Origin of the sequence: Massilia niabensis (assembly GCF_042655085.1) — a bacterium.
Taxonomy (GTDB): Bacteria; Pseudomonadota; Gammaproteobacteria; order Burkholderiales; family Burkholderiaceae_D; genus Telluria; species Telluria niabensis.
In genome coordinates, this window is sequence record NZ_JBHSMU010000015.1 from 882,762 (window position 1) to 897,718 (window position 14,957).

10 protein-coding genes are annotated in these 14,957 nt (G+C 65.0%); 6 read left to right on the plus strand and 4 right to left on the minus strand.

The window, feature by feature from the left end:
• The first annotated feature begins 45 nt into the window (after positions 1-45).
• The 6 genes from ACFPN5_RS18390 (at position 46) to ACFPN5_RS18415 (ending at position 7,176) form a co-directional block, all read left to right on the plus strand.
• A complete protein-coding gene (locus tag ACFPN5_RS18390) occupies positions 46-708 on the plus strand; it encodes a response regulator (protein ID WP_379785230.1) in 663 nt (220 codons plus the stop codon).
• Positions 705-2,045, plus strand: a complete 1,341-nt coding sequence (locus ACFPN5_RS18395; protein ID WP_379785231.1) for an ATP-binding protein — start codon at positions 705-707, stop codon at positions 2,043-2,045. The genes ACFPN5_RS18390 and ACFPN5_RS18395 overlap by 4 nt, the downstream gene beginning before the upstream one ends.
• 235 nt (positions 2,046-2,280) lie before the next feature.
• A complete protein-coding gene (nhaA, locus tag ACFPN5_RS18400; protein ID WP_379785232.1) occupies positions 2,281-3,492 on the plus strand; it encodes a Na+/H+ antiporter NhaA in 1,212 nt (403 codons plus the stop codon).
• A gap of 20 nt (positions 3,493-3,512) precedes the next feature.
• On the plus strand, positions 3,513-4,841 hold the full coding sequence (locus ACFPN5_RS18405) for a TrkH family potassium uptake protein (protein WP_379785233.1): 1,329 nt from the start codon (positions 3,513-3,515) through the stop codon (positions 4,839-4,841).
• Positions 4,831-5,535, plus strand: coding sequence for a potassium channel family protein (locus tag ACFPN5_RS18410; RefSeq protein WP_379785234.1), 705 nt, complete (start codon positions 4,831-4,833; stop codon positions 5,533-5,535). Before ACFPN5_RS18405 ends, ACFPN5_RS18410 begins: the two co-directional genes overlap by 11 nt.
• Positions 5,536-5,694: 159 nt before the next feature.
• Complete coding sequence (locus ACFPN5_RS18415; protein ID WP_379785235.1) at positions 5,695-7,176, plus strand: alanine/glycine:cation symporter family protein; 1,482 nt, start codon at positions 5,695-5,697, stop codon at positions 7,174-7,176.
• Positions 7,177-7,542: 366 nt separating this feature from the next.
• Here ACFPN5_RS18415 and ACFPN5_RS18420 read toward each other — a convergent pair whose 3' ends face one another.
• The 4 genes from ACFPN5_RS18420 to ACFPN5_RS18435 form a co-directional block, all read right to left on the minus strand.
• Positions 7,543-8,517, minus strand: a complete 975-nt coding sequence (locus ACFPN5_RS18420; protein WP_379785236.1) for a Bug family tripartite tricarboxylate transporter substrate binding protein — start codon at positions 8,515-8,517, stop codon at positions 7,543-7,545.
• A 96-nt stretch (positions 8,518-8,613) separates the two neighbouring features.
• Positions 8,614-11,013, minus strand: a complete 2,400-nt coding sequence (locus ACFPN5_RS18425; RefSeq protein ID WP_379785237.1) for a TonB-dependent receptor plug domain-containing protein — start codon at positions 11,011-11,013, stop codon at positions 8,614-8,616.
• Positions 11,014-11,178: 165 nt separating this feature from the next.
• Positions 11,179-12,327, minus strand: a complete 1,149-nt coding sequence (locus ACFPN5_RS18430) for a YdcF family protein (RefSeq protein ID WP_379785238.1) — start codon at positions 12,325-12,327, stop codon at positions 11,179-11,181.
• A 20-nt stretch (positions 12,328-12,347) separates the two neighbouring features.
• Positions 12,348-14,846 (minus strand): TonB-dependent receptor, encoded by a 2,499-nt coding sequence (locus ACFPN5_RS18435; protein WP_379785239.1) that lies wholly within the window; start codon positions 14,844-14,846, stop codon positions 12,348-12,350.
• Positions 14,847-14,957 lie beyond the last annotated feature (111 nt).

Consider the following 14,957-nt stretch of genomic DNA (forward strand, 5'->3'; position numbering starts at 1 on the left):
CGTAGCGTCCTCCAGCGCGGCCGGGTAACAGGGACAGGAAACGATATGCGGCTGCTGCTGGTGGAAGACGATACGATGATCGGCGAAGTGGTGCTCGACCTGCTGCGGGCCGAACACTACGCCGTCGACTGGGTGAAGGACGGCGAAATGGCCGACACGGCCCTGGTGCAGAACCAGAACTACGACCTGGTGCTGCTCGACCTCGGCCTGCCGAGGAAAGACGGCCTCGACGTCCTGCGCGCGATGCGCACCCGCAAGGACCGCACCCCGGTGCTGGTGGCCACCGCGCGCGATTCGGTGGCCCAGCGCATCGCCGGGCTCGACGCCGGCGCCGACGACTACGTCCTGAAACCCTACGACCTCGACGAGCTGCTGGCGCGCATCCGCGCGCTGCTGCGGCGTGCCGCCGGGCGCGCCGAACCGGTCTTCGAATACAAGAACATCTCCATCAACCCCGCCACCCGCGAAACCCTGGTCGACGGTGCGCCGGTCTCGCTGTCGGCCCGCGAATGGGCCGTGCTGGAAGCCCTGGTGTCCCGGCCAGGGGCAGTGCTGTCGCGTGCCCAGCTCGAGGAAAAGCTCTACAGCTGGCGCGATGAAGTCTCCAGCAATGCGGTCGAGGTGTACATCCACGGCCTGCGCAAGAAGCTCGGCAGCGACCTGATCCAGAACGTGCGCGGCGTCGGCTACATGGTGCCAAAGGCATGAAAGTGACCCACTCGCTGCGCGGGCGCCTGCTCTGGTTCCTGCTTGCAGCCATCACGCTGGCGGCGCTGGCGCAGGCCTCCATCGCCTACAACACGGCGCTCGACGACGCCGACCAGATCTTCGACTACCACATGCAGCAGATGGCGCTGTCGCTGAGGTCGAGCACGCCGCTGTCGAATACCGAGGCCCAGAACCGGGAGGGGCGCGTCGAGACCGGCCCCGGCACCGACGACCTGGTGGTGCAGATGTGGTCCCCGGACGGCGTCCAGGTCTTCCATAGCGTGTCGCGCGCGCGCCTGCCGCAGCGCGCCGTGCTCGGCTTTTCCAACGTCAAGGCAAACCGCACCACCTACCGCGTGTTCTCGATCCAGACCGACGGCCAGACCGTGCAGGTCGCGCAGGACCTGGCCGTGCGCCGCAACATGGCCAGCAACCTGGCGCTGCGCACGCTCGGGCCGATCGCGGTGATGATGCCGATCCTGATGGTGGTCGTCTGGTGGGTGGTGAGTGGCTCGCTGGAACCGGTGGCGCGCGTGCGCTCGCAGGTCGCCTCGCGCCAGGCCGACGACCTCTCTCCCGTGTCCGAATCCGGCCTGCCCGACGAAGTGCGCCCGCTGGTGCACGAACTGAACCTGCTGTTCGGGCGCGTGCGCACCGCCTTTGACGCCCAGCAGCATTTCGTCGCCGACGCCGCCCACGAACTGCGCACGCCGCTCGCAGCGCTGCGCCTGCAGGCGCAAAGCCTGGACCGCGCCGAGACGCCCGAGGCGCGCAAGGTGGCCGTCAGCCGCCTGACCGCCGGCATCGACCGCGCGACACGCCTGGTGGAACAGTTGCTGGTGCTCGCGCGCCAGGAAGCCTCGGCCGCGAACGGCGCCGCGACGCGCCCGGTGGAGCTGGCCGAACTGGCGCGCCGTACCGTCGGCGACCTGGTGGGCCTGGCCACAGCCAAGGAAGTCGACCTCGGCCTGCAGCACGCGGACGCCGTCAGCATCGAAGGCCAGCCCGACGCACTGCACATCCTGCTGCGCAACCTGGTCGAAAACGCGGTGAAGTACACCCCGAACGGCGGCACGGTCGACATCGCGGTGCGCCATGAGAAGGACGCAGCCGTGATCAGCGTCGAGGACAGCGGGCCGGGCATCCCCCCGGAAGAGCGCGAGCGCGTGTTCGACCGTTTCTATCGCGTGGCCGGCAGCGAAGCCGCCGGCAGCGGCCTCGGGCTGGCGATCATCAAGGCGATCGCCGAGCGGCATGACGCGCGGCTTCATCTCGACAAGTCCGAGCGGCTCGGCGGGCTGGCTGCAACCGTGCGCTTCCCGCTCGCAAAAGCCTGAGCCGGGGAAGTGCAGCAAGACGCGCCCTGCCGAGGGGGTACGTTATAATTCGGCAAGGGTGATCGTACCGTTCGGGTACGACAGGATTCGCGCTGGTCGGGCCGCCACGCGGTTTATTCACGTCCCATGGACTCCCGACCTTGATGCCATTGCCACTGCCTTCCTCTCGCGCCCGCGCCACGCTGGCCTGCCTGTCCTCACTCCATTCGCATGCCGCGCCGTCGGGAGACACGCCATGCGCATAGAGAAAAAACTTTCCGCCACGTTCAAAAAATTCTCGGAGTCGGGCAAGTCCGGCGGCATCGTCCTGATCCTGTGCACCCTGGTCTCGCTCCTTGTCGCCAACTCGGCGCTGGGCGAGGGCTACCTGCATTTCTGGCACCTGCCGCTGGCCGGGCTGAGCGTCGAGCTCTGGGTCAACGACGCGCTCATGGCCGTATTCTTCCTCCTTGTCGGCCTCGAACTCAAGCGCGAGCTGGTCAACGGCGAGCTGTCCGACCTGCGCCATGCCATGCTGCCGATCGTGGCCGCGGCCGGCGGCGTCGCGGTGCCGGCCCTGATCCATTACCTCCTCAACGGGGGCACGCCGACCCAGGCCGGCGTCGGCATCCCGATGGCCACCGACATCGCCTTCGCACTCGGCGTGCTGGCGCTGCTCGGCAGCCGGGTGCCGGCCTCGCTCAAGATCTTCCTCACCGCACTCGCCGTGATCGACGACCTGGCCGCGATCGTCGTCATCGCCGTCTTCTACACGGCGCAGTTTTCATTGGTCTACCTTGCCGCCGCGCTGGGGGTGTTCGCCGCGCTGTTCCTGATGAAGCGAATGCTGCGCGTGATGGCGCTGCTGCCTTATCTCGTGGGCGGCGCGCTGATGTGGTTCCTGATGCTCAAGTCCGGCGTACACGCGACGATTGCCGGCGTGCTGCTGGCCTTTGCGATTCCCTACTCGGCCACCCAGGACGACGCCGAATCGCCTTCGCACCGCCTCGAAGACGCCCTGCACAAGCCGGTGGCCTTCCTGATCCTGCCGATCTTTGCACTGGCCAACACCGGCATCATCATCGGCGCCGGCTGGGCCGGAGAACTTCTGTCGATTAACAGCCTCGGGATCCTGCTCGGACTCGTGGCCGGCAAGCCGATCGGCATCGTCCTGTTCAGCTTTATCGCGGTGCGCGCCGGATTGTGCCGCCTGCCGCTCGACCTCGAATGGCGCCACGTGCTGGGCGCGGGCCTGCTCGGGGGAATTGGCTTCACGATGTCGATCTTCATCACCAACCTAGCCTTTGCCGGCCAGCCCGACACTGTGAACGCCTCGAAAATGGCGATCCTGCTCGCATCGCTGGTCGCCGGTGTGCTCGGCTTCGCCTGGCTCAAGTTCATGGGTGCGCCGCTCGACTCGGATCCGGATACCGACACGATGGACCTGGAGCAGGACGAGCGGGCATGAAACCGCAACGGCGTTCACCGATGAAAGCGATCCTGCACCCGGCGCGCGCCGTGACACTGGCTTTTCTCGCCGCCATCGCGGTCGGCACGCTGCTGTTGATGCTGCCCATCGCGCGCGCGGGTGAGGGCGCCGCCCCCTGGAACGTGGCCGCCTTCACTGCAGTGTCGGCGGTCTGCGTGGTCGGCATGGCCGTGGTCGATACCGGCACCTACTGGTCCGGCTTCGGCCAGTGGATCATCATGCTGCTGTTCCAGCTGGGCGGCTTCGGCATGATGACCGGCGCCACGCTGCTCGGCCTGATGGTGAACCGCTCGCCGCGCCTGCGCACCCGGATGATGACGCAGACCGAATCGCGCACGCTGGCGCTGGGCGACGTCGCCAGCGTGGCCAGGGTGGTGTTGTTCGTCACGGTGGTAGTACAGCTCATCATCTCCGCGCTGCTGATCCTGCGCCTGCGCTTCGGTTACGACATGGCCTGGGGCGAGGCCTTCTGGTCCGGGCTGTTCCACGGGGTCTCGGCCTTTAACAACGCCGGCTTTTCGATCCATGCGGACGGATTGATGCGCTACGCGGGCGACGCCCTGGTGCTGGGGCCGATGATGCTGGCGATCGTCGTCGGCGGCATCGGCTTTCCCGTGCTGCACGACCTGCGCCACCGCTGGCGCGACCCGCGCCACTGGTCGCTGCATACCAAGCTGACGCTGACCGGCACCCTGTTGCTGCTCGTCGTCGGCTTCGTCGCCACGCTGCTGCTCGAATGGGACAACCCGCGCACGATCGGGCCGTTCAGCCTCGCCGGCAAGCTGCTCAACAGCCTGTTCGTCTCGGTGGCGGCGCGCACCGCCGGTTTCAACGCGCTCGACATCGGCGCGCTGACCCAGGAAAGCTGGGCCTTGCACTACTTCCTGATGTTCATCGGCGGCGGCAGCGCCGGCACCGCGGGCGGGGTCAAGGTCGGCACCTTCATGGTGCTGTTCCTGCTGGTGCTGGCCGAGGCGCGCGGCCATGCCGATACCGAAGCCTTTGGGCGCCGCGTCGGCGCATCGGCCCAGCGCCAGGCCATTACCGTGCTCGTGCTCGGCAGCACGGTCGTCGCGCTCGGCACCATCGTCCTGCTGCGGCTTACCGACTTCCCGATCGGCCAGGTCATCTTCGAGGCCATTGCCGCCTTCGGGTCGGCCGGCCTGTCCACCGGCATCACCGCCCAGCTGCCGCCGTCGGCACAGATGGTGCTGGCGCTGTTGATGTTTTTCGGCAGGGTAGGCACGATCACGATCGCCACCTCGCTCATTCTCGGCGAGCGCCGCATGCCTTACCGTTATCCAGAGGAGCATCCAATTGTTGGGTAGAATTTTCACGGAGCAGTTCGCCTTTTCGTCCAGCGACAGCGTCGTCGTCATTGGCCTGGGCCGTTTCGGCGGCGCCGTCGCGCAGTCCCTGGTGCACCTCGGCCACGACGTCATGGGCATCGACCGCAAGGAAGACCTGGTGCAGGTCTGGGCCGAGCGCCTGACCCATGCGGTGCAGGCCGATTCCACCAACGAAAACGTGATGCTGCAGCTGGGCGTGGCCGATTTCTCGCATGCGATCGTCGCCATCGGGTCCGACCTGGCCGCCAGCCTGATGACGCTGATGGTCCTGACGGAACTGGGCGTCAAGGACATCTGGGTCAAGGCGATGACGCCCGAGCATGGCCAGATCGCCCAGCGCATCGGCGCCCACCACGTGGTCTATCCGGAAGCCGACATGGGCGCGCGGGTGGCGCACCTGATTACCGGGCGCATGATGGACTTCATCGAGTTCGAGGATGGCTTCGCGATCGCCAAGATCTGCGCGCCGCCGCACACCCATCACCTGACCCTGGCCGAGTCGCACGTGCGCTCGCAGTCCGGCGTCACCGTGGTCGGCGTCAAGCGCGCCAACGAAGACTTCCAGCATGCCTTGCCCGACACCCGCATCGAGCCGGCCGACCTCCTGATCGTGTCCGGCCCGACCCGCAAGATCGAACAGTTCGCCAGTGGCGAACTCCAGCGCCGCAGCTAGCGTCTTGGCAGATCCACATCCCCTGCAATAAATGTTAGTCATCAGTTACGTCTTCGGGTATCTTCTCATTTTGCCCGTCGAATGATGTTCATCGGCGGAAGTCCAACACCAGAAGGGCAGACACGACTGTCGCCGCCGCATTGCATGGGGAAGATGTAGATGAACGAGTTAGTCACCACTATTAACGGCATTATCTGGAGTCCGGCGCTGATCGTGCTGTGCCTCGGCGTGGGCCTGTATTTTTCGCTGCGATCGCGCTTCCTGCAGGTGCGCCATGCGAAGGAAATGATCCGCCTGATGCTTGAAGGCAAAGGCTCGGAGCAGGGCGTGTCCTCGTTCCAGGCGCTTTCCATGACGCTTGCCGGCCGCGTCGGCACCGGCAATATCGCCGGCGTTGCTACCGCCATTACCTTTGGCGGCCCCGGCGCCGTGTTCTGGATGTGGGCGGTGGCCTTCCTCGGCGCCAGCTCGGCCTTCGTCGAGTCCACGCTCGGCCAGGTGTACAAGGAGCAGATCAACAACCAGTACCGCGGCGGCCCGGCCTTCTACATCGAGAAGGGCCTCGGCATGAAGTGGTATGCGCTAACCTTCGCGTTTGCCACCATCCTCGCCACCGGCCTGCTGCTGCCGGGCGTGCAGGCCAACTCGATTGCCGAAGGCCTGCAGACGGCGACGGGCCTGGACCGCAGCTACACCGCGGCGGGCCTGGCGATCGTGCTGGCCTTTATCATCTTCGGCGGCGTCAAGCGCATCGCTACCTTCGCCGAAGTCGTGGTGCCGTTCATGGCGCTCGGCTACATCCTGGTGGCGGTCTTTATCATCCTGATGAACATCGAGCGCCTGCCGGGCGTCATGGGGCTGATCTTCAGCTCGGCCTTCGGCCTGGATGCCGGTTTCGGAGCGATCCTGGGCCTGGCGATCATGTGGGGCGTCAAGCGCGGCGTCTACTCGAACGAAGCAGGGCAGGGCACCGGCCCGCATGCCTCGTCGGCGGCGGAAGTGAGCCATCCGGCCAAGCAGGGCCTGGTGCAGGGCTTCTCGGTCTACATCGACACCCTGTTCGTGTGCTCGGCAACGGCCTTCATGCTGCTCATTACCGGCCAGTACAACGTCGAAGGACCGAATGGCGAGGCCATGTTCACCGGCGTCAAGGGCGTGGCCAGCGGCCCGGGCTACGTGCAGACGGCGCTGGAAAACGTGATGCCGGGCTTCGGCGCGATCTTCGTTGCGGTGGCCTTGCTGTTCTTCGCCTTCACGACCATCGTCGCCTACTACTACATCGCCGAGACGAACATCTCCTACATCGACCGCCATGCACGCCACCCATGGCTGAAGTTCGTGCTGAAACTGGCGATCATCGGCGCCACCATCTACGGCACCGTGAAAACGGCCGACGTGGCCTGGGCGCTGGGCGACATCGGCGTCGGCCTGATGGCCTGGCTGAACCTGGTGGCCATCGTGCTGCTGCGGAACGTGGCCTTCAAATGCCTGCGCGACTATGAAGCGCAGAAAGCAGCCGGCAAGGACCCGCAATTCGATCCGGTGGCGCTGGGCATCGAGGGCGCCGATTACTGGGAGCGGCGCGTTGCCGAGGGCAAGAAGGGCGGTACCCAGGCCGACAAGGTCGAAAAAACAGTCTGACCCTTCGGTACGGGTAAGGCAGAAAAAACGGCAGCTTCGGCTGCCGTTTTTATTTGGTAGCACGAGCGTCAAGCGGAGGGATGTAGGGTGTGCGGCTATACCCGAGTGTCTGTGCTCACGCTGCGTGGACGCCTGCGTTGCGTTCCGCGGGCATTTAGCCCGCGTCACCCCACGCGTTCAACGCACGTGTGAGACGACGCGAGGTTGCCGGAGCCGGTTGAACGCGTGGGCGGCGCTCAAGTCGCGGACCATCAGGCATCCGGGTGTAGCCGCCCACCCTACGTCCCTCCGGCACCTGTTGCGGGACGGGACACGGACAAAAAAAAGGACTGGCAAGCCAGTCCCTTTTCAATCAAACGATGCTGCTTAGTCGACCGTCGCGCCGCTCTGCTTCGCCACCTTCGACCACTTGGCCGATTCGGCCTGGACGAACTTGGTGAAGTTTGCCGGCGTGTCGCCCACATAGTCCGAACCGGTGTCGGCGCGGATTTTTTCGAATTCCGGCGACTTCATGAACTTGATGGTCTCGGCATTGATCTTGGCGATGACCGGCGCCGGCGTCTTCGCCGGGGCGAACAGGCCATACCACGCATACGATTCGACGGCCGGGATGCCCGCTTCGGCGAAGGTCGGCACGTCCGGCAGCAGCGGCGAGCGCTTGGCGCTGGAGATGGCAATCGGGCGCACCTTGCCGCTCTTAATGTGCGGCATGATAGCGATGGTGCTGTCGAACATCATCGGGATATGGCCGCCCAACAGGTCGGAAATCGCCGGTGCCGAGCCCTTGTACGGGACGTGCGTCATATTCAGTTTCTGCACGCTGTTGAACAGTTCGCCCGTCAGGTGCTGTGGCGTGCCGGCGCCCGAGGACGCGTACGAGAACTGGCCCTTCTTCGACTGGATGTGGGCGATCAGCTCCTTCAGGTTTTTCGCCGGCACCGAAGGGTGGGCCACCAGCACCAGCGGCACGCGCAGCAGGTTGCTGACCGGCGCCAGGTCCTTCAGCGGGTCAAAGGTCATGTTCTTGTAGACGCTCGGGTTGATCACGATCGGCGCGCTCGAGGTGATGAGCAGGGTGTGGCCGTCGGGCTGGGCGCGCACCACGGCGGCCGTGCCGATGTTGCCGCCGCCGCCGGCGCGGTTATCGATGATGAAGGACTTGCCGAGGCCTTCGGTGAGCTGCTTGGCCCACGGACGCGCCGCGATGTCGGACGGGCCGCCCGGTGGCCATGGCACCACGACCGTCACGTTCTTGGTTGGCCAGTTCTGGGCAAGCGCGCTCATCGAAACGACCGAGGCCGCGAAAGCGATGGCAAGCGATTTGGTGGAGAGAAGCTTCATATCCGACATCCTTTGGTTGTTTGTCCATCTGACTACAAAGATTTTACACGAATGGCCGCTACGCGAAATACGGGTTTCACGTAGCGTGCCCGCGCCTTAAAACTTGTGCCAGAGGCGCGCGAAATAGGCCGCGCCATTCAGCCCGAACTGCACGCTCTCGTACTTGAAGCCGTTGTCGGTTTCGTTTGGATCCTGCGCGGTCGGCGTGACGTCGAAGATGTTGGTGCCGCCCACGGTCAGCCTGGTGCGCTCGCTGAAGGACCAGCTGAACGACAGGTCGGCCGAGGTCTTCGCCTCATAATGCGCGTTCGGCACCGGCGGGCCCGAGAAGGTGCCCAGCGTCTGCGGACCGAAGTGGATGATGCGGAAGTCGCTGCCGAACTTGCCTTGCGTGTACTCGAAGCCGAGCGTGGCCTTGCGGCGCGGGCCGCCCTGTTCGATGAACAGGCGCTCGCGCTCGGACAGCAGCACGTCCTCGAAGCCCGCCAGGGCGCGCGGCGCATGCACGCCCTTCACTTCGGTCTCGCTGAAGTTCATCGCCAGGAAGGTGTTCAGGCGCCCGGCGTAAAGGGGCATGCGGTGCGCCATCGTCACGTCCAGGCCCTGGGTCCGGGTGTCGATCGAATTCACGAAGAACTGGGCCTGGCCCACGCCCAGCGACTGCAGCGTCGCGCCCAGCGCCGGGTAGTTCTCGGCGTCGAAACGCCCCGACAGCACGATGCGGTCGTCGATGTCGATGCGGTACAGGTCGGCCGTCACGGAAGTTGCCTGCGACGGGGTCCAGGTCGCGCCGAAGGTGAAGCTCTTCGATTTTTCCTCGGTCAGCGCCGGGATCCCGGCGGCATTCGCCACCGCGCCGCCGTTCGGCGCTAGCACCACGTCGAGCGGCTGGCCGTTGACGAAGTCGGTGAAGGTCGAGGAGAAGTACACCTGCTGCAGCGACGGCGCCCGGAAGCCCGTGCTGGCCGAGCCGCGCACCAGTACATTTCCTCCCAGCTTATACGACGCGGCGAGCTTGCCGTCGGTGGTCGAGCCGAAATCCGAGAAGCGCTCGTGGCGCAGCGCGCCCAGCAGCTTGAAGCGGTCGGTGATGTCCGCTTCGAGGTCGATGTAGGCGGCCGTGCTGTGGCGGCTGCGGTTAGTCGCGTCGCCCGGCTGGAAGCCCGGGAAGCCCTGGCTGCCGGCATTGCCGCCCACGCCCACGCCGTCGGCGTCGATGTAGGAACCCGGCTCGCCGGCGAAGATCTTGTAGTTCTCGCGGCGGTGTTCAAGGCCGAAGGCCGCGTTCAGGCCATTGAGGACGCCGCCGTAGTAGCGGCTGAAGTCGGCGTTCGTGGTCAGCTGGCGGAAGTCGAAACCGCCCGCGCCGAAGGAACTGGGGCTGACGCCGCGCCCGCCGTTTGCCAGGTCGCGGTTCGCGATCGAGGCATTGAGCGTGTTGGCGATCGTGTAGTCGAGGCGGTTGTAGCCGTAGGTCTGCGAAAAGTCGCCGTTCCACTCGCCAAAGCTGGTGCGAAAGCCCAGCGTGCCGTAGCGGTCGTCGAGGTCGCCGTTAATGAAGGGGACGAAGCCGTTCGGGTACATCGCCGCCGAATTGCGCGACGGGATGTCGTCCGAGCCGACGCCGCCGCGCGCGAACGCGGCCGACGAGGCGTCGCGGCGCTGCACGCCAAGGGTCATGTACATCCTGCCTGCGCCGAGCGGGATGTCGCCATTGATATAAACGGTTTGGTTTTCGGTCTTGCTGTCGCCGATGATGCGCGGGTTGCCTTCCTCGGCGCGGTTCGAGCGGCCGCGGTGCAGGTATTCGCCGGTCACCCCAAACGTGCCGCCGGCGACCGCCACGCCGCAGTAGGCCGATGCCAGCCAGTTTTCGCCGTCGCCTTCCTTGTACTGGCCGTAGCCGGTAACCGCTTCGCAGCCGAGGCTTTTCTTCAGTTCGATGTTCATCACGCCGGCGATCGCGTCCGAGCCGTACTGGGCGGCGGCGCCGTCGCGCAGCACCTGCACGTTGCGGATCGCCAGCAGCGGGATCGCATTCATGTCGGTGCCGGTGTTGCCGCGGTTGCGCGCGCCGAACAGGTTCACCAGTGCCGTCGTGTGGCGGCGCTTGCCGTTCACCAGCACCAGGGTCTGGTCGGAACCGAGGCCGCGCAGGGCGGCGGAATCGACCAGGTCGGCGCCGTCCGCGCCGCTCTGGCGCGTCGAATTGAACGAGGGCGAGATGTTGGTCAGCGTCTGCGCGAGGTCGAACTGGCTGCCCTGTTCCGCCAGGCGGGTCATGGGAATGATGTCGACCGGAACCGGCGTGTCGGTGCTGGATGCGGCGCCGGTGCGGCGAGTGCCGACCACGTGCACGCTCTGGACGGCGGCAGGTTCAGATGAAACCGCGGCGATGTCAGGGGTGGCGGTCTGGGCGAAAGCCGATGGGGCAAGGGCGCTTGCGCCGTACAGCGCGAGCAGTACGGCACGGCGCATTGGATGTTGGTTGAGCACGCGGCATCTCCAAGAGGGAAAATTGCATGCTAATCAATATGGCCGGATCGACCAAGTTGATGTGTCGGAAACGCAACGCTTATGCGGAATTCCGCCTGACGCTGCGTTCCTCGGAACGCGACTGCATCCGCTGTTCGGGCGATGCTCGGGTTGCCATTCAAGTCCTCAGGGGTCGAGCGGATCCCACGGGTCGACGCGCAGCGACTGCAGGGAGGGGACAAACTCCAGCTCGTAAGGGGACAGGCGGCGCCCGACCGTGCCAGGCTGATAGCCCAGTTCCGCCGGGTTGCGGGCCGCGAACTCGGGGCTTCCGATATAGGCGCTCTGGCTCGGGTTGGCGACGATGAGCGTCGGTCGGTCGATCGGCGCGCCCATCGCGACCAGGCGCCGCGTGACGTTGCGCAGGTTCGTGGTCGTGTGGCGGGCATACGGTTCGATGACGATGCGGTCCGCCGGAATTCCGTAGCGCTCGATGAGCACCTTGCGCATTTCGACCGCCTCGTTGAAGTGCGAGCCCTTCGGATGCACGGCTGCGCCGCTGGTGATGATGAATGCCGCCTCGCCGTCGGCGAACCGGCTGGCGGCCTGTCTCAAGTGCAGCTTGCTGCGGGCACTCATCGAGATTGCCGGATTTTCCGGCCCAACCCCGGGGATGATGATCGCCGTGTACCGGTAGCGCTTCCAGTCGATGCCACGCGCCAGCGCGAATGCCGGCGCATTGTGCGCCTTGTCGAGCGGCTCGAAGGCCACCGCGTCACGCCGTTCGTTGACATCGATGAGGGCGATTGCCAGCGGGATGCTCGGGTCCAGGTTTACCCCCGGATCGTTCTTTCCGGCCTCGGCCAGCCAGAGAGCATCCGCCACCAGGGCCTTGAACTCGTCGCTGCCGGGCTTCTCGACCGGCCCGTCGATCTTCGGGTAACGCGACTCGGTGCCGAAACCATAGATCTGCAGGATCGCGTTCAGGCCGCGCAGCTCGCGCACGACCTGCGCCTTGACCCCGTCGTCGGCGATCGGTGGACCGTTTGGCGAGCTTGTCGGAAGCGCCGGCACGGCGCGCGCCACCGCATCCATTTCTTCATCGGTCCAGGTGGACGCCAGGAACAGGCACTTGGCGGCGCCCTGGCATGCATCGATGCGTTTTTTGCGCTTGTCCAGTACCGCAGCCAGGCCTTGCTGAGGCTTCGCTTTCACGCTGGCGACCGCCGGGAACAGCTGGTTCGCCATCAAGGCCCAGTACTGGTCCTTGACCGGAGCAGCCTTGGAAGGAAGTGCGATGGCCAGCGCGGCTGCGAGGATGAATTGTTTACGCATTCTTGTCATCATGTTGTTGCTCACCATGCCTTGCTCACGACGAAACGCGCACTGCGGCCGAACACCGGGCGGCCATAGATCGCTGTATTGCTGCCCTGTCCCGCCAGCGTGTCGGTGCGGGGATTGCCTTCGGTGAGGCCCTTGGCGTTCGCCAGGTTGTCGCCGGTGAGCTGGAACTGCCAGTCGCCGCGCGTGACCATGATGCCGGCGCCAACGGAATGATAGGAGGGCAGCACGGTGGCGTTGAAGAGATCGACGTAGCGCTTGCCGGTGTACGCATAGCTGCCGGAGAGGTCGACCACGTTGTCGCCCACGCTGAACCTGTAGCTCGGGCGGATATTGCCGAACACCTTGGGTTCGCGGACGATCTGGTTGCCGACGACGCGCGACGGGTCCGCGCCGGTGGCGCTCACGAAGTTGCGGTACTGTGGATCCTGGATGGTCAGCGATGCGTTCAGGACGAGGTCTTTCGTCAGGTACCATGCGCCATCGGCCTCCGCGCCGCTGATGACGGCCTTGCCAAAGAACGGCACGGTCTGGTCGTTGCGCCCGGTGACCGGGTTGAACGCAACGAACGAAGCGTTCAACGGATTGAATTTCGTGTGAAAGCCCGTGATGTACAGGTAGGAGCGCCCGAAGGTGGTCTTGAAGCCGACTTCGTACTGGTTTGCCTTCGTCGTCAGCACGAGCGGGTCGACCGATGCCGCCACCTGCATCGTCGGCGGGACTTCGAGATGGGACATGCGGGCATAGCCGCCGAAGCGCGTGGAAAAGTCGTAGTTTGCCCCCACCGTCCAGTTCGTGGTGTGCGGCTTGATGATGCGCGCCTGGCGCTCGCCGCTAAAGGCGCGCGTCGTATTGTCGGCCAGCGTTGCTGCGTTGCCCAGGTTTGCCTGCGTCGTCAGCAGGGCATATCCATCATATTTGTAACGCTCGGTGCGAACGCCCGCATCGAGACGCAGAAAGTCGGAGATTTCCCAAGTGTCGTTCAGGTACAGCGCAGCCATTTTGGCGTCGACTTCGCCCGCGTTCACCGTCGTCGTGTAGCGCAGCACGCCGTTGTCGGTGACGGAACCCAGCGCCGCACCGGATGCCGAGTAAGCGATCAGGTCGAGCGTACGCGGCTGGCCCTGGACTTCGATCAGCATGTCGTTATAAACCGACTTGCTGGTAGCGCCGTAAGCGCTGCCGTAAAAGCCCACTTTTACGTCGTGGTTGCCAAGGCCGGTCTGGAAATGACGCGTAAAGTTGATGTCGGCCTGGTTCGAGTGGAAGTCGGAGGCAAGGGCGCGGTACTGGCCCTGCATGACGAGGCCGGAGGCCGATGCCGGATCGTAGGCCTGGCCGGTACCCGCAAGCGTATAGCCCAGGCGTGCAACCGGACCGAATGCGGCCCTGGCGCCGGTAAGGAAACTGTTGGAGAAGGTCGTGGCGTCGGCCGGGTTCGACGTCGAATAGAAGGCGTCGAAGTCGAGCGTGCCTTTCGTGAGGCCGGCTTTGGCCGAAACCTGCCACGCGCCCAGTTCGCCGTCGTACTGCAGGCCGATATTGCCAAAGCGCAGGTGGCGGCCGTTGGCCAGGTCGCGCTGGCTGGTTTGCAAGCCATTCGCGCCATCGAGATACTGCTGGCGAACGCTGCGCAGCGACGGCGAGTTCATCGTCCCCTTGAAATAATCGATGTAAGGATCGAGCGAAACACCCGGATTGCGTGGATCGGCTACCGGGATTGGCAAATAGAAGACGTTATGATCGTTGAGAAAATTGGCGCTCAGCTTCCACGTGCCCGCGTCCGTCACCCGCTTGATGTTCGCCCGGATCTGTCCGCCTCGATCGTTTGGAAAGCCATTGTCGCGGTGGCCATCGTCCTCGCGAACGAAGCCGCCGATTGCATAAAAAGTGCGATCGTCGATCTTGCCGGCCTGGAAAGCGTCGAGCCGCTTCAGGCCTGTGGTGCCCACGGTGACCTGGGCCTTGCCACGGGTCGTTTCCGTGCCTGTGACAGTCGTACTGTTGACGATGGCGGCGGCCTGGCTCGCGTAAATCGGCGCCGGACCGCCACGCACCACTTCAATGGTCTTCGTCATCAGGTCGTAGCGGTTCATGCTGTCGCCACGGAAGAAGAAGCCATTAATTTCCGTCATGAGCGGCAGCCCATCCTGCTGGAACAAGGCGTAGCCGTCGTCAGTGGGAATGCCGCGCACGCGCGTCACGTTCTGCACTTCGCCACCGGTCGCCTCGACCTGAATGCCTGGCATCTTGCCCAGCAGGTCGGCCATGTTCAGGGGAGCGAGCTTTTGCACCTCGCTCTGCGACAGTGCATTGACCGCATAGGACACGTCGAAGCGCCGTTGGGGACGGGCCGAGCCCGTCACCACCACCACCTGGGAATCGGTCGATTCGGCGGCCTGGTTCGCTGGTACCCGCTCCTGCGTCGTGTCCTGCGCCAATGCCGGTACGGAAAGCGTGTACAGCGTGCCGAGCGCACAGCCAATTGCCAGCGTCATTCTTTTCTTGATCAAGTTTTTCACTCCAGGTAGGCATTAGGAAAACGTCAACCCGGAGCGTACAAGTAAATTGTGACCGCTTTATGATGGCCTGGATGCGCAGGTTGCCGTATTTTTATGCAGTGG